Origin of the sequence: Ornithinibacillus sp. 4-3, from assembly GCF_040958695.1 — a bacterium.
Classification (GTDB): domain Bacteria; phylum Bacillota; class Bacilli; order Bacillales; family Amphibacillaceae; genus CALAMD01.
Map to the genome: position 1 here is coordinate 1,079,797 of NZ_CP162599.1, position 15,798 is coordinate 1,095,594.

19 protein-coding genes and 1 tRNA gene are annotated in these 15,798 nt (G+C 34.4%); 7 read left to right on the forward strand and 13 right to left on the reverse strand.

The genetic code is table 11. From position 1 onward, the window contains the following. Positions 1 to 48: 48 nt before the first annotated feature. From trxB to whiA, 5 genes are all read left to right on the forward strand, one after another. Positions 49 to 1,002 carry a thioredoxin-disulfide reductase gene (trxB, locus tag AB4Y30_RS05265; protein WP_368654442.1) on the forward strand — a complete coding sequence of 318 codons (954 nt, stop codon included), beginning with the start codon at positions 49 to 51 and terminating at the stop codon, positions 1,000 to 1,002. A gap of 355 nt (positions 1,003 to 1,357) precedes the next feature. Next, positions 1,358 to 1,807 carry an NUDIX domain-containing protein gene (locus AB4Y30_RS05270; protein ID WP_368654443.1) on the forward strand — a complete coding sequence of 150 codons (450 nt, stop codon included), beginning with the start codon at positions 1,358 to 1,360 and terminating at the stop codon, positions 1,805 to 1,807. A 13-nt stretch (positions 1,808 to 1,820) separates the two neighbouring features. After that, positions 1,821 to 2,699 (forward strand): RNase adapter RapZ, encoded by an 879-nt coding sequence (rapZ, locus tag AB4Y30_RS05275; protein ID WP_368654444.1) that lies wholly within the window; start codon positions 1,821 to 1,823, stop codon positions 2,697 to 2,699. A gap of 4 nt (positions 2,700 to 2,703) precedes the next feature. Next, entirely contained in the window at positions 2,704 to 3,660 is a 957-nt protein-coding gene (yvcK, locus tag AB4Y30_RS05280) for a uridine diphosphate-N-acetylglucosamine-binding protein YvcK (RefSeq protein ID WP_368654445.1), read from the forward strand. A 31-nt stretch (positions 3,661 to 3,691) separates the two neighbouring features. Next, entirely contained in the window at positions 3,692 to 4,639 is a 948-nt protein-coding gene (whiA, locus tag AB4Y30_RS05285) for a DNA-binding protein WhiA (protein ID WP_368654446.1), read from the forward strand. 116 nt (positions 4,640 to 4,755) lie between these two features. On the opposite strand, the gene AB4Y30_RS05290 is transcribed toward whiA, so the two are convergent. Continuing rightward, positions 4,756 to 4,829, reverse strand: a tRNA-Arg gene (locus AB4Y30_RS05290). Positions 4,830 to 5,172: 343 nt separating this feature from the next. On the opposite strand from AB4Y30_RS05290, the gene clpP reads away from it, so the two are divergent. Next, positions 5,173 to 5,769 (forward strand): ATP-dependent Clp endopeptidase proteolytic subunit ClpP, encoded by a 597-nt coding sequence (gene clpP / locus AB4Y30_RS05295; protein WP_368654447.1) that lies wholly within the window; start codon positions 5,173 to 5,175, stop codon positions 5,767 to 5,769. A gap of 54 nt (positions 5,770 to 5,823) precedes the next feature. Here the strand turns inward: clpP and AB4Y30_RS05300 are convergent, their stop codons facing one another. From AB4Y30_RS05300 to AB4Y30_RS05355, 12 genes are all read right to left on the reverse strand, one after another. Beyond that, positions 5,824 to 6,576: a FixH family protein gene (locus tag AB4Y30_RS05300; protein ID WP_368654448.1), complete on the reverse strand. Its 753-nt coding sequence runs from the start codon at positions 6,574 to 6,576 to the stop codon at positions 5,824 to 5,826. A 31-nt stretch (positions 6,577 to 6,607) separates the two neighbouring features. Further along, a complete protein-coding gene (locus AB4Y30_RS05305) occupies positions 6,608 to 7,186 on the reverse strand; it encodes an SCO family protein (RefSeq protein WP_368654449.1) in 579 nt (192 codons plus the stop codon). Between the two features lie 19 nt (positions 7,187 to 7,205). Beyond that, entirely contained in the window at positions 7,206 to 7,790 is a 585-nt protein-coding gene (locus AB4Y30_RS05310; RefSeq protein WP_368654450.1) for an SCO family protein, read from the reverse strand. 36 nt (positions 7,791 to 7,826) lie between these two features. Continuing rightward, complete coding sequence (locus AB4Y30_RS05315) at positions 7,827 to 8,408, reverse strand: DeoR family transcriptional regulator (RefSeq protein WP_368654451.1); 582 nt, start codon at positions 8,406 to 8,408, stop codon at positions 7,827 to 7,829. A gap of 159 nt (positions 8,409 to 8,567) precedes the next feature. Next, a complete protein-coding gene (locus AB4Y30_RS05320; RefSeq protein ID WP_368654452.1) occupies positions 8,568 to 9,467 on the reverse strand; it encodes a DMT family transporter in 900 nt (299 codons plus the stop codon). 298 nt (positions 9,468 to 9,765) lie between these two features. After that, on the reverse strand, positions 9,766 to 10,179 hold the full coding sequence (locus AB4Y30_RS05325; protein WP_368654453.1) for a spore coat protein: 414 nt from the start codon (positions 10,177 to 10,179) through the stop codon (positions 9,766 to 9,768). 84 nt (positions 10,180 to 10,263) lie between these two features. Next, positions 10,264 to 10,578 carry a multidrug efflux SMR transporter gene (locus AB4Y30_RS05330; RefSeq protein WP_368654454.1) on the reverse strand — a complete coding sequence of 105 codons (315 nt, stop codon included), beginning with the start codon at positions 10,576 to 10,578 and terminating at the stop codon, positions 10,264 to 10,266. Between the two features lie 46 nt (positions 10,579 to 10,624). Beyond that, complete coding sequence (locus AB4Y30_RS05335; RefSeq protein ID WP_368654455.1) at positions 10,625 to 10,936, reverse strand: multidrug efflux SMR transporter; 312 nt, start codon at positions 10,934 to 10,936, stop codon at positions 10,625 to 10,627. A 151-nt stretch (positions 10,937 to 11,087) separates the two neighbouring features. Continuing rightward, entirely contained in the window at positions 11,088 to 11,918 is an 831-nt protein-coding gene (locus AB4Y30_RS05340; RefSeq protein ID WP_368654456.1) for a YitT family protein, read from the reverse strand. A 403-nt stretch (positions 11,919 to 12,321) separates the two neighbouring features. Then, positions 12,322 to 13,125, reverse strand: coding sequence for a pyridoxine/pyridoxal/pyridoxamine kinase (gene pdxK, locus AB4Y30_RS05345; protein WP_368654457.1), 804 nt, complete (start codon positions 13,123 to 13,125; stop codon positions 12,322 to 12,324). Positions 13,126 to 13,210: 85 nt separating this feature from the next. Continuing rightward, positions 13,211 to 13,675, reverse strand: a complete 465-nt coding sequence (locus AB4Y30_RS05350) for a hypothetical protein (protein WP_368654458.1) — start codon at positions 13,673 to 13,675, stop codon at positions 13,211 to 13,213. 100 nt (positions 13,676 to 13,775) lie between these two features. Next, the gene (locus AB4Y30_RS05355) at positions 13,776 to 14,255 is read right to left on the reverse strand and encodes a GNAT family N-acetyltransferase (protein WP_368654459.1); all 480 of its coding nucleotides are present in this window, start codon (positions 14,253 to 14,255) and stop codon (positions 13,776 to 13,778) included. Positions 14,256 to 14,420: 165 nt separating this feature from the next. Between AB4Y30_RS05355 and AB4Y30_RS05360 the strand changes: the two genes are divergently transcribed. Continuing rightward, positions 14,421 to 15,767 carry an MATE family efflux transporter gene (locus tag AB4Y30_RS05360; RefSeq protein WP_368654460.1) on the forward strand — a complete coding sequence of 449 codons (1,347 nt, stop codon included), beginning with the start codon at positions 14,421 to 14,423 and terminating at the stop codon, positions 15,765 to 15,767. The last annotated feature ends 31 nt before the right edge of the window (positions 15,768 to 15,798 follow it).

A 15,798-nucleotide genomic window follows, 5' to 3' on the forward strand; every position in this document is an offset into this window, starting at 1 on the left:
AAAATATGAAATTTGAATAATAAGCAAGTAGAACAAGGAGGATATATCATGACAGAAGAAAAAATATATGATGTAATTATTGCTGGCGCTGGTCCAGCGGGAATGACCGCTGCAGTTTATGCTTCACGTGCTAATTTAGACACGTTGATGATTGAGAGAGGAATGCCTGGAGGTCAAATGGTAGACACAGAAGATATTGAAAACTATCCAGGATTTGAAACAATTTTAGGACCAGACCTATCTAATAAAATGTTTGAACATGCAAAAAAATTCGGCGCTGAATATGCATATGGAGATATAAAAAGCGTTGAAGACCATGGCGATTACAAACTTGTAGTAACAAGCAGCAAAGAATTTAAAGCAAAGGCATTAATTATTGCTGCAGGTGCGCAATATAAAAAGCTTGGTGTTGAAGGAGAAGATGTACTAACAGGGCGTGGCGTATCTTATTGTGCGGTTTGTGATGGTGCCTTTTTCAAAGAGAAAGATTTATTTGTTATTGGTGGAGGGGACTCTGCTGTAGAAGAAGGTCTTTATTTAACTCGTTTTGCTAATAAAGTAACAGTTGTACACCGCCGTGATGAATTACGCGCACAAAAAATTATTCAACAACGTGCTTTTGATAATGAAAAAGTTGATTTTATCTGGGATACAGTAGTGGAAAAAATCAATGAAGAGAACGGAAAAGTTGGTTCTGTTACTTTTAGAAATACAAAAACAGATGAAGTATATGACAGTAAGATTGATGGAGTATTTGTATACATCGGTATGCTTCCATTAAGTGAACCGTTCAAATCATTAGGCATTCTTGATGAAGAAGGATATATTCCTACAAATGAACATATGGAATCTTCTATTCCTGGAATTTTTGCTGCTGGAGATATTCGTGTGAAAGAATTACGTCAAGTGGTTACAGCGACAGGCGATGGAAGCATTGCTGCTGAATCTGCAATTAAGTATATTGAGAACTTAGAAGCAAAAGAAAAAGTAGAAAATAACTAAGAGGTTTCACATAAATATTCACTTTAATGTAGTTTTTATTTAAGGTTGAGAAAAGTAATTTTATTTTAACTTTTCTGTAACATGGGGGAAATAATTATCAGGTATATTAGAGTTAACTAATTGACCCCCCTTTTTAATAGATATTAGTTAATGGATGCACAGGTATTGATATGCCTGTGCTTTTTTTTATGCTTATAAAGTATCTTGCGTGTTTTTCGAGACACATTATTGATACATTACGTCATTTCTTCTTTACTGTTACTTTCCATTAATTAAAGGTATAATAAAGTTTAGGACAAATAGATATAATATAATCCATAGCTATTGATATATCAGTGAATAAGGATGGTTAATTATGAGACATGTAACGAATTGTATTTTAATTCATCAGGGGGATGTATTATTTATTCGTAAACCGAGTCGTGGCTGGTATTCTGTTCCAGGTGGAAAAATGGAGCCTGGCGAAACAGTAAGAGAATCGATTATTCGTGAATATAGAGAAGAAACAGGATTACATCTTATAGAACCAACATTAGCAGGTGTTTTTTCTTTTACAGAACCAAATTTGGAATGGATGATGCATACATTTATCAGTCATGCCTTTGAAGGAACTCTAAATGAATTTTGTGAAGAGGGAGAGCTTGAATGGGTGAAGATAGAAGAAATTCCTAATTTACCAATGGCAGAAGGCGATTATAAGATTTTTGAGCACCTTTTGAAAACGGATCAAGTTGTCTATGGTGCATTTAAATATACAAAAGATCGAGAGTTGTTAGAACATCGGATTGACTCGTCTATTTCATGAGGGGGAAATAGTAATGGTAGATGACACACAACAACAATTAGTTATTATTACTGGAATGTCCGGCGCGGGAAAAACAGTAGCTGTCCAAAGCTTTGAAGATATTGGCTATTATTGTATTGATAATTTACCGCCAATTTTATTACCACAATTTATCGAAATGATGAAGGACTCAAAGAATAACATGAAAAAAATCGCCTTAGTAATGGATTTACGAGGAAGAGCATTCTTCGATTCCTTATTTAAGGCGCTGGATTCGTTAGATGAGATGGACTGGATACAGGAGCATATTATTTTCTTAGATGCAACGGATGAATCATTGGTTAGTCGTTATAAAGAAACAAGACGCTCACATCCATTAGCAATTGGTGGTTTGCCTCTTATAGGTATTCAACGTGAAAGAGAAATTTTAGGTGATTTGCGTGGAAGGGCACAGCGCATTATTGATACAACTACATTAAAGCCAAAAGAATTACGGGAAAAAATTGTTTATCATTATGCGAGAGATCATCAAGAGGTTTTCTCTGTGCATTTTGTTTCATTTGGCTTTAAATATGGAATTTTAATTGATGCAGATTTAGTATTTGATGTTCGATTTTTACCTAATCCACATTATATTCCACAATTACAACCATTAACAGGACTAAACAGCGAAGTATCATCTTATGTATTAAAATGGTCAGAAACACAGAAGTTCAAGGAACGTATTATTGATTTATTAGAATTTGTTTTACCACAGTATAAGAAAGAGGGGAAGTCACAGTTAGTCGTTGCGATTGGCTGTACAGGTGGACAACATCGTTCAGTAACACTTGCGGAGGATTTTGCAAATGAGCTGTCCGGCAAGTATACAACCTATATTACCCATCGTGATATTGATAAAAGAAAGGGATAATTAGATGGAGAAAAATAATACCCCAAATGTAGTAGTAATTGGCGGTGGTACTGGAATGCCAGTATTACTAAGAGGCTTAAAGAATTTGCCGATTCAATTAACTGCACTTGTTAATGTTGCTGATGATGGAGGAAGTACAGGGAGACTTCGTAATGATATGGAAATGCCAGCACCAGGAGATATTCGTAATGTCATTGCTGCATTATCTGATGCGGAGCCCATTTTAGTAAATTTGTTTCAACACCGTTTTTCAATGGGAGATGGCTTATCTGGTCATTCGTTGGGAAACTTATTTTTAGCAGCAATGACATCTATTACAGGAGATTTTTATACAGGAATTAAAGAGATCTCTCGCGTATTAAATGTAAAGGGAGAAATTCTTCCAATCGCTAATGAAAACATGATTTTGCATGCAGAAATGATAGATGGTACAACAGTTTCAGGAGAATCCAAAATACCTTTAGCTAATAAGAAAATCAAAAGAGTATACTTAACACCAGAAGCAGCTACACCTTTACCAAATGCTTTAAAAGCAATTGCTGAAGCAGATTTAGTTGTTATTTCACCAGGAAGTCTATTTACTAGCATTCTACCAAACTTAATTATTCCACAGGTATCTCAAGCAATTAAGGATACAAAAGGAAAAGTTGTTTATGTTTGTAATGTCATGACTCAAGCTGGAGAAACAGCTGGATTTACTGCGTCTGATCATATTCAGGCTATTTGTGATCATATCGGAAACGGTCTTGTTGACTCTATTGTGGTACATAATGAATCTATTAAACAAACAGTTCGTGATGTGTACGCAGAAGAAAATGCACAGCCAGTTATCTATGATACAGAACAATTAATTGAAATGGGCTTGCAAATCATTGAAGGAGACATCATTGATTATTTCGATGGCACTGTTCGTCATAATACAAATAAAATAGCTAAATTATTGTATTCGTTAATTGACTAAATGGCATCCTATTAGTAAAGGAGGGTTTAAGATGTCCTTTGCCTCGGAAATAAAAAAAGAGCTAACAGCAATAGAAATTGATGATTGCTGTGCCCGTGCTGAAATTGCAGCATTAATTAGAATGAATGGGACGATTTCCATTTCACGTGGGAAGTATTCACTTGATGTCCAAACAGAAAATGCTGCAATAGCTCGGCGTATCTACACATTAATAAAATCGATTTATCCACATACAGTAGAATTACTTGTGCGTCGGAAAATGCGTTTGAAAAAGAATAATGTTTATATCGTTCGACTGGTTCAGGAAGTAGGAAAATTACTTTCCGAATTAGATATTTTACATGAGCCTTATGAATTTGTACGAACGATCTCAGATGAAAAGTTTTCTAAACAGTGCTGTAAAAAGGCATATTTACGTGGTGCTTTTTTAGCAAGTGGATCGATAAATAATCCAGAGACTTCTTCTTATCATTTGGAGATCTACAATAATTATAAGGAACATAACGACTCCTTATGTGAATTACTCAATAGCTTTGATTTACGTGCCCGCGTACTAGAACGTCGAAATGGTTATATTACGTATATGAAGGAAGCAGAGAAGATCACAGAGTTTTTGATTATTATTGGTGCTCATAATGCACTATTTAAATTTGAAGATGTGCGTATCGTTCGAGATATGCGTAATTCGGTAAACCGACTAGTAAATTGTGAAACAGCGAATTTAAATAAAACAATTGGCGCAGCTTTTAGACAGATAGAGAATATTAAGCTAATTGAAGAAAAAATGGGCTTAGACCAATTGCCAGATAAATTGCGAGAAGTTGCACTGGTAAGGGTGGAACATCAAGAAGCTTCATTGAAAGAATTAGGAGAACTAGTATCTAGTGGAAAAATTTCAAAGTCGGGAATCAATCATCGATTGAAGAAGATTGATGAGATTGCTGAACGGTTAAGAAAAGAACAAAGTGCAGGAGTATGACAGAAATGTAATCAGTGCATTGAAGAATTTAAATGCAAGCAAGATACTGAGGTTAATGCATAATAAAAACTGCACTTCCAAAGCTTGCTGGAGGTGCAGTTACTTTTCTGAAATAACGCGCCCGGGAGGATTCGAACCCCCGGCACATGGTCCCGGAAACCATTGCTCTATCCAACTGAGCTACGGGCGCATATGAAAAAAGTACAATGGAAATTCATTATGTAGTGAGTCATTTGACCTTAAATCCTCATTGCAATACTCATAATTATAACGTGATTAAGAATGTTGTACAAGCATTTATTCAGCAATATTATGAATCAGGAATAAAACAATGCTATGAAAGGTTTTTATATTCCTTTTTTTGGGAATAATGAAGTTCATCTGCATAAAATAGGTATTCCAATATTTGGATTTGACATCATGATTCTTTTCTATAAATATAAAACATTTGGTTTGACCTTATTTGACCTTTGATGTATGATAAAATTAATTCATCATAAAAAATGAATTAAAATAAAGGAGGACGTAACACTATGAATTTAATTCCTACAGTTATTGAACAAACGAATCGTGGAGAAAGAGCTTACGATATTTATTCTCGTTTATTAAAAGACCGTATTATTATGCTTGGTAGTGCTATTGATGATAATGTAGCAAACTCTATTGTTGCACAATTACTCTTCTTAGAAGCGGAAGATCCAGGTAAAGATATTTCATTATACATTAACTCTCCTGGTGGATCTATTACAGCAGGAATGGCGATTTACGATACAATGAACTTTATTAAATCAGATGTATCAACAATTTGTACAGGAATGGCAGCTTCTATGGGAGCATTCTTACTTGCTGCTGGTGCAAAAGGAAAACGTTATGCACTTCCAAATAGTGAAGTAATGATTCACCAGCCATTAGGCGGAACACAAGGGCAAGCGGCAGATATTGCTATTCATGCTAACCGTATTATTCAAATGCGTGAGAAATTAAATGAAATTTTAGCAGAACGTACAGGTCAACCGATTGAAATCATTGAAAAAGATACAGATCGTGATAACTTTAAGACAGCTCAAGAAGCAGTGGACTATGGTCTAATTGATACGATTTTAGAACGAAAAGATGATATGAATAAATAGTAAGGTAAAAAATAGCTGTCGCTTTATCTAACAAGAAGGAAGCGACAGCTATTTTTATTGAACTTCTATTTCATAGGTTTCATGTTCATGTAAATCTTCATCATCTTCTACATGAATTTGTATCGAATAAGTTCCAGCTTCCTCAAATGTATGTTTACCAACATATTCTCCGGCAACTGTTTCTTCTGCGTCAGCCCAATTCGTATCTGACTCATTTATGATTTCATAACGAACCTTAGCATTTTCGAGTGGCTGATCATCCATTTGTAAATGAACCATTAGCATAATTTCTTCATCTACTTTAGCATCTGTTACTTCCATAAAGTGAAGGTGGAAGCCTTCTGCATGATGGTGGTCGTGGCTATGATCTGCATCATGATCTTCCTCATGCTCTCCAGTTCCGCTACCAACCGTAATTTTTCTCAAGGGCATTGTATGCATTTCCTTAGCTGTCGTATGTGCATAGATAGAGTAAACACCATCTTCTTCAAAAGCTACATCCAATGTATATGTACCATCATTCTGGTTAATCGAATCTTCTGTAATGCTATTTTCTTTATCGTCATCTTTCCAATACTCAAAGTTCAATTCATCCACTTCTGTCAATAGCTCATCACCATACATTACGGTTGCTTTTAAGGTAACTGTTTCATTAACTTCTACATGTTCTGGTACTTCAAATTCCACTTCAACCATAGGCAATTCTTCATCTTCATTATTTTCATTAACTTCGTTGTTTTCACTACCACATGCAACTAAAGCTATTGCTATAAGTAAAAATGAAAATAGTTTTAAATATTTTAGCATTTATAAGAAGCCTCCTAAAAATATGATAGATTTAGAAAACCTTTTTCAAGTCTTCTACAATCTTTTCCATTTCTTCTAAATCTGTACCCATATAATTTTTAATAACTTCACCTTCTGGATTGACTAAAAAGAATCGTACGCCATGTGTGACTTGATCACTATCAGGCTCTTGTTTCACGCCTGTCATAAAAGGATCTAATGCGAGCTCTTGAATTGTTTCAAAGTCATAGCCAGTTAGAAATGTCCAATTAGATAAATCGGCGTTATAGCTTTCGGCATAATCTTTTAGGACTTCTGGGTTATCTACATCTGGATCTACAGTAAAGGATACTAATTCTGCGTCGATTCCTTCATCTTCTAGCATAATTTGTAATTGTGACATGTTATAAGTCATCGGAAGGCAGACGGTCGTACAATTGGTAAATATAAAGTCTGCAATCCACCATTTTCCTTCTAAATCTTCTGAACCAAATGCTTCATTTTCTTGATTGGTAAAGCTGAAATCAGGTGTTTGCTTAGCCATATTCGATTCGATTTCACCTTTTCCACAAGCTGTTAAGAAAAGAATGAATGTTAAAAAAGCAAAAAATAAAACCCTTTTCTTTATCATATTTATCTCCACCGTTTAATCAGTTTGAATGTAACACTAATAAATCATCAATAATTTCATCAAGTGAGTTAATGTCTAGTCCATCATACCCTTTTATCGTCTCACCTTCTGGAGAAACAAGGAAAAAGCGAGTATCATGTAATACTTGATCAGAACCTCTTTCTGGTTCTTTTAAAGCAGCTTGAAAAGACTTGATAGAAAGCTCTTTAATCGTTTGGAAATCATAATTTGTTAAAAAAGACCAGTTGGATAAGTCTGCAGCATACTCCTCTGCATAAGCTGTTAATACTTCTGGTGTATCATAATCTGGATCAACACTAAAAGAAATAAGCCGAATATCTAACCCATTATCAGCTAGACGATTTTGTAATTCAGACATATGATAGGTCATTGGTAGACAGACAGTTTCACAATTTGTAAAAATAAAATCTGCAATCCACCAATCTCCTTTTAAATCTTCTAAGGATAATGATTCATTGCTTTCTGTTGTGAATTCAAAATCGTTTACTGATCTAGACATATTTGGTTCAATTTCATCATAGGAAGCTCCGCATGCAGTAAGAAGTAAAATCATACCAAACATTACGAGTCGAGCGTATTTCATTTACTATATCTTCCCTCCATCATATAGTTTTTGTAACTACTTATGGCAGCAAGACGTATCGCCATTCATTTTCTTTAGAAGTACATTGATTGCATCTTGAAAGTTGTATACACTTCCACCAAATCCTTTAGTAAACTTTTTGGCATGTTCTTCCATTTCAAATGATAAAACCTGAGGTTGACAACAACCAATTTCAATAGAAGTGTCCATCACGTACCATGCGAGTGGGGCACTAATTGTCGTATGCTTTAAGAAGTCATGGCAAATTGCCTGAACAGCATCATCGCCAAGCTGATGATGTCTTAATAGACCACAATGAGCACAACAAGTGACTTCAGTTCGGTTGTTTGACAAAAAGATACGATATGCCAATCTTTTATTAGTAATTCTACCGCAATAAATACATTCTTCATCACTAACTACTTTAGGTTTCTTTTCATTGGCTACAGTAATACCGCCGAATGTTTTTATGACAATGCCTTGATCAATTAATGGTTTAATATCACGATGGATGGTCATTTCAGAAACATTTAATAAAGTACTTAGTTCAGAGATTTTCATATTTTGCTTTTGGAGAATCAGTTCTTGGATACGCTTTTGGCGTTCTATTGGCAACAATGATAGGACCTCCTTTAAATTGGAACACTACGTCTGGCTTTGATAATGTTAAACAAAATATAACATATAAAGATCAATACTAAACATAGTATAACATTTTAGGAGGCCAGAATGTTCGAACGCCTGTTGACTATTATGTGAAACTTATGTGACAATCTTTCAATTTACGCTTCGCCGTTTCCTTAACAAGTAATCCATGGCTCCAGAACCTATAAATACACCGATTAGAATAAGTAACATTCCTCCGATATGATTCATATAGACTGGCTCACCAAGAAATAATGCTACTCCAAGAATGGAGAAGAATGTGTTTAAATTAACAAAAATTGCTGATTCTACAGGACCAACTTGTTTGATTGCATAATTATAGGTCATATGACCAAACGCAGTACAAGCAACTGCACTAAACAAAAAGACAAGTCCGAGCTTCCAGGAAAATAGATAAGAAAGTTGTCCTAAATCTTTTTTCATAAATAGGCTTGTCACAAAGATGAAGAAGGAACCAATAACAAGCATATATCCAGTAAGTAAACGAGGATCAAAGTCTGGATTTAATTTACTGATTAAGATGAAGCTGATTGCTTGAGATAAAATAGCAATAAAAACAAATAAATCACCCATAGATAAAGCGCTAAATCCATCACCAGCGCCTACGGTTGTAATTCCAATTCCTACAAAACCTAAAATAAAACCTAATACACGGAGTCTAGTTACTCGATCCTTCAAGAAAATAATCGAGAGAATAACAGTTAATAATGGCCCAGTTCCTAGGATTAGCCCGCTATTTACTCCAGAGGTGTAATGGATGCCAAGACTAAGAATAGTATGATGTATAATAACGTTGAAAATACCAATAAATATGATAGTCTTTAATTCTTTTCTTGTTGGTAGACGAAACACATTTAGAAAATAAGCAATGACTAATACCGAGATTCCAGCTACAAAAATTCGTACAGCCGTTAAAAGAATGGGGTCGATACTTGAAACTAATACTTTGACTGCTGAAAGGTTAAATCCCCAAAAAACCATCACAAAAAATAAGAGAATATAAATCTTCACATTGGCACCTAATTTCTATTGATCTATGTATTATTAAACTAATCATACCTATTTTTATTTATTTTTTCACTTGAATGATTTTGATAATTGATATTTTTTTCAAGGCTTGTCTTTTTATAGGGGAGGAGGCTTTTATTTTCGCAGAGTTATAAAGAATATTTGAGCCAAGCTACTCAAAATTACATATGTAACTCCTCCCAAGTTGTATTTTTATAGTATGGGAGGAGAGGTATCACTTCACTGGCAAGGAATATATATTAATTCTTTTTGTGAAGTGATTAAATTTTAATGAATCAAATTAGCACCATTTAGGCGGTCGACCGGATTGTGCTCCACCCACTTGGTTATTAGGAGGGCAACAGTGATGCATTGGACTTGTTGCACCAGCTACCGATCCAGGATATGGGCTCATCGCTCCACCTACTGATCCAGGAGGTGGACTCATTGCACCAGCTACCGAATTATTAGGAGATGGCACTTGATAAGACCCTCCATAAATATCAACAGAATTAAACGTATTTGCCATTGTTGTAGAATGTGGATACTCGTGTACATTTTTTACAAGATGATGATTGACATAAGTCGTATTGGAAGGATGTATATGTTTAACAGTTTCCTCGGAACAGCAATGTACAACATTTTCTTTTGTAGGATGCACCATTTGCTTTGTAGGCTGTGGACAATGACAACGACCTCTACGGAAATTTCTCATAAAAATAACCCCTTTCATCTGATAATGACTACCAGTAATAGCCTATGCACAGGAAGAAGGGGTGTATCAGACACGCACCTATATTTAACTTAAAAATTTTAGGCCAACTGCGCCAGATATAATACAAGTTAAGAAGAAAAGTCGTTTCCATCCAGCTGATTCCTTAAAAAAGATAATTCCTATGAGTACAGCTCCAGCAGCTCCTAGACCTGTCCAAATAGCGTATGCTGTTCCCAAATCAATTTCATTCATTGCTATGGATAAACAAAAGAAGCCAAGTCCCATAGCAAGGACAATACCAAATAACCAAAAAATCTTTTTCTGTTGTATGTATAGGTTGATGCATGTTACGCCAATAATTTCCCCAACACTGGCGAGCATCAGAAAAATCCAAGCCATTTGTTAATCCTCCATATATCAATGTAATTTTAATTTGCTTACATCATCATTCAGGTGTCGTTATTTTAATACCAATGACACCAATGATAATTAATCCGATAAATGATGCTTTAGCAACCGAAAATGCCGCATCAAAAAAGATAAAATCAATCAAAGCAATCGCTGCAGCACCGGAGCCTGTAAATACTGCATAAACAGTTCCAGCAGGTAATTTCTCACAAGCTTTTAAAACAAAGAAGAAGCTGAAAACAATCGCTATTCCTGTTCTAAGCCATTCAATAATAGTGTCTGAATATTTTAAGCCAATAACCCAGAATACTTCGACAATAGCTGCAAATAAAACATAGATCCAAGCCATATAAAATCTCCTTCGATACCATATTATTAAAAACACACTTTCTATAGCATATCAAAAATAGATAATATTGTTTAGAGCATAGATTTACCATTAACAAATTCGAATAAAAATAACAGCCCAAGCGTAACGGACTGTTAGGAAAGTTAAGTATTTATCGCCCTTTATAACCTTTTCTAAGGACTTCTTGTACATTATGGATTGTGACATAAGCATTTTCGTCAATTTCGGAAACAATATTTTTTAATTGAACAATTTCCGGTTTGTTGATCACGATATAAATCACTTCTTTATTTGTTTGAGAGTAGCCACCTTTTCCTTCTAATAATGTCAAACCACGTGCCATTTGGTCTGTTAATTCTTTTAATACGCGGTCTGGATAGCTAGAAATAATCAGGACAGCGATACGCTCATTAGCACCTTCAATCATAATATCAATTACTTTAGCACCGACATAAACAGAGACTAAGGTATACATGGCTTTTTCTTGTCCGATAATAAATGCGGAACCAGCAATGACTACGATATCAATAACAAGCATACCTTTTCCTAATGACCAGCCAAGAAATTGATTAGCAAGCTGTGCTAGAATGGCAGAACCTCCTGAAGTTCCTCCTGCACGGAAAATACATCCTAAACCTATTCCAACAGCAACACCAGCAAATAATGCTGCTAATAAAGTGTCTCCATTGACGCCAAGGCCAATATCTACATCAAAATGCAAGAACGTAGATGTAGCGATAATAGAAACAATTGTGTAGTAGACAGTACGTTTGCTGAAAAATTTATAACCAATCGCAAGTAAAAAAGCATTTAATATAAAGTTAACAATACCAGGAGACCATTCAAACAGGTAGTAGGTAATAATGGTTAAACCAATAACTCCGCCTTCTGATAATCTGTTAGGAATTGCGAAATAATTAATTCCAATGGCAAAAATAAGAGAACCAATAATAATTAATAAAATATCTCTAGTCGTTTTCATTTTTTATCTCCCTTCGTTTTAAATTTTGTTATAAGTGTGTGTTCAAAGAGGTCAGTAAAAAGGACCGAGAAGCTAACGCACTTCCACGGATGTGATGATTTCGACGTTTGACACAGGACGTGACGGAACTTAGTCGAAGTTCTATTGCTTACCGTGTCATTTTTGGTGGGTTTTTGAACATCCTCTAAAAATTAAAATGGAATAAATGCCGTATTATCCTCTACATAAAAGCCATTGTATATATTTACCTGTTAAAAAGGAACCCCTTTAATTAATGTTGAAAACGTCTGAATTAAGCGATTATTAGCAGGAATAGAAAAAACTCTCTAAAATTTTGATATCTTTTCTTAAAAGAAAGTATTTCCTTTAGAAAACATAACATTACTCTTAGAGAGTTTTGTCATTATTTATTAAATTTATTATATGCACCATGCATTACGGGTCCAACGAATTCATTTAGCTTCCAGCCATGTGTGATAGCAGCTGCAACAAATGCTTTTGCTAGTTTTACAGCTTCATCTACGGGCTTTTTATTTGCTAAATTAGCAGTAATTGCAGCAGCAAATGTACAACCTGCACCATGTGTATAAGTCGTATTTATTTTTTCATTTTCTAATAATGTAAATTCTTTTCCATCATAGAATAAGTCTACCGCTTTATCATGTTCAATATCACTGCCGCCTTTGATAACTACATTTTTAGCACCAAGTTCATGAATTTTTACAGCAGCTTCCTTCATACCATCAATTGTTTTAATGCGGCCAGTTTTTGCTAATTGACCGGCTTCAAATAAATTTGGTGTAGTAATGATTGCTCGAGGTAAAAGTAGCTCACGCATTGCTTCTGTATTCTCAGGCTGTAATACTTCATCTTCTCCTTTACATACCATTACAGGGTCAAGGACTAGATTTGTTAATTGATATTCATCTATTTTCTTCGCACCTAGTTCAATGATTTCTACAGAACCTAGCATACCTGTCTTCATAGCGTCTATACCAACAGATAAAATCGTATTTAACTGTTTCTCAACAATATGTACATCAATTGGAAATACATCATGCTTCCAATTATTTTCAGGATCCATAGCTACAATAGAGGTTAATGCATTCATTCCATATACGCCATGCTCTTGAAATGTTTTTAAATCAGCTTGAATCCCAGCACCACCACTTGAATCAGAACCAGCTAATGTTAAGGCTTTATTCATTTTCTTTTCCTCCAAAAAGTTATTTGATAAGCATATCATATAGGATATAGCTATTTTTTGTAAATATGTATTTTCTAGCTCTTGCTTATAAGAAAACATGTAGAACAATAAAGGTGAAAAGACTAAAATCAAATACTAAATGGGCAATTCGCATGGGATAGGAAGGACGAAATAGGCGCCACCATCCTGTTAATACAACAAAGCTAATAATCAACAGTGCAATACTTCCACTAAGTATTTTTAGATTACTAAATTGAAATCCATAACGCTGGATGACCATAAAAGCATGAATACAGACAAGCAGATAAGCTGTAGTACCAATCCATTTATGAAATGGAAGAACCTTCTTAGATATCTTGGCAAAAAAGATTTTTCGTTTACGACTAATTTTAGAACGAAGTGTAGAGAATACAGCATGTCTTGTCCAATTGAATAAAATAAAACAGAAAGCAATTCCACCAATAATAATATGTGGCATAAGAGTAGATTGATAGAATTTCCATGTAAATAGTAGAAAAACAATGATATTAATTAAAAACCAAATGCTCATAAAACCACCAACAATAATATGATTTGTATTACGTCTCTATATCGCAAGAATAGCATAGGTTTATGCTAAAATATAGAGTAAGCAGAGATTAAATTTAAGTTTATTTCTGGTTTTGCAATTTTTTAAGCATTGTTGCAACAGGAATAGAAATACCATTTGGTTTAGGAAGCATTTCGGTTTCTGAAATATGAAATCCACGTGATTGATAGAGTTTAATATTACGTTTTACTTCCATTCTCACTTTACATAATATATAAGGAATTTTTTGCTCCTTCGCATATTTTTCTAATGCTTGTATAAGAGAAGAGGCTATCTTTTGTCCACGATAGGAAGGGAGAACAGCTAATCTAGAAAAATATAATTGCTCCTTATGAATTTGAAAGCGCACAGTACCTACAGCAGAATAATCATGATAATAAAGAAATGCTTGTTCATTTTCTTTTAATGATTTTTCTATAGAAGAAATAGTTTCATCTAAAGCACTAGAAGGGGGAGTTTCTTTACGGTATTCTTCATATGCTTGCATCATGATGTTGTGAATAATAGGTGCATCTGTTAAATCAGCCAATATTATTTTCATAGATTTCCTCGCTTTTTGATAATAAATATACATAAAATCGAATTTTTATTCAATGAGAAACTCTCATGATTAGATGGAGAAAGTTGTAAAAGTTGCTGTTAAGCCCTATAATAGGGCTTATCTTTTGGATGGTTGGTGAATTTTTGCTAGATTGGAGATTTAAAGATGGGTAGTGTACAACAAAAGTTAGGCAATCAATCGGTAACGAAGAGTTTTTTTCAATATTTACTACCAACATTTTTTGGCATGATGCTCATGTCTTTAAATATAGTGGTTGACGGAATTTTTGTTGGAAATGGAATTGGTGATGTGGCATTAGCTAGTGTAAATATCGCTGTACCAGTATTTTCCGTTATTATTTCTCTTGCTCTATTAATTGGAGTTGGTGGAGCAACATTGTACTCAATGGCAATGGGTGAAGGGAATGTTCAACAAGCTCAACGTTATTTCATGATTTCAGCAGTATTTATTACAATGATTACTATTATTGTAAGTATATTCAGCTATATTTTCATTGAACCTTTAGCCCTTTTATTTGGTGCTAACGAGGAGACACTACCATACGCGTTGGACTATATGAAAATTTTGATTTTATTTTCATTAGTTATTGCTATGGAAGTGATGCTAAGCATTTTTGTTCGTAATGACGGGAATCCAACGTTAGCAATGATGGGAATGATTGTTTCCGCTGTATTTAATATTATCTTGAATTATGTGATGATTTTTGTTTTAGGATGGGAAGTGTTAGGTGCTGCTATAGCAACAGTAACTGCAACAGGCTTAGGATTGCTAGTTTTAGCAACTCATTTTTTCAAAAAAGGAGCACAGTTACGATTTGTTCGTTTTAAAGTGCGTCTAAAAGAAATTAAAAATATTAGTTTCCTCGGTTTCCCTAGTTTTCTTTCGGAAGCGGGCATGGGAGTTTTCGTAATTGGGTATAACGTTGCAATGGCATATTATTTAGGTACAAATGGAGTAGCTGCTTTCTCTGTAATTAATTATTTACATGCTTTTATGTTTCTTGGCTTTCTTAGCATTGGTTCTTCAATCCAGCCAATGATCAGCTTTTATTACGGATCAAGAAAACTGGAGAAAATTCGTGAAACAGTGAAGATTGCTGAGAGAACGGCAATCGGCTTAGGAATTTTATTTATTTTAATTGGCTATTTTGGTTCAGATTTCTTAGTAAGTATTTTTGGAGTAGACTCTATAGAAATTTATGACCTTGCGACAAATGGAATAACACTCTTCTTTCTTGGCTATTTATTTATGGGAATTAATGCGGTATATATGACATATTATCAGTCGATTGGAAGAGTAAAACCAGCTGTAGGAATTACATTTTACCGAGGCTTTATTATCTTGGCGATTACTTTACTAGCATTACCGCCATTATTTGGGGCAGCAGGAATTTGGTTAGCTTTACCTATTGCAGAAGCAATTGTAGCTATTTTCTTAATTGTATTTGCTAGAAAAGGAATTTCACAAGAAATTAGAGAAAGTGCTTTGTGAGTACAGTAAAAAATCAATGAAGGTGGTTTAT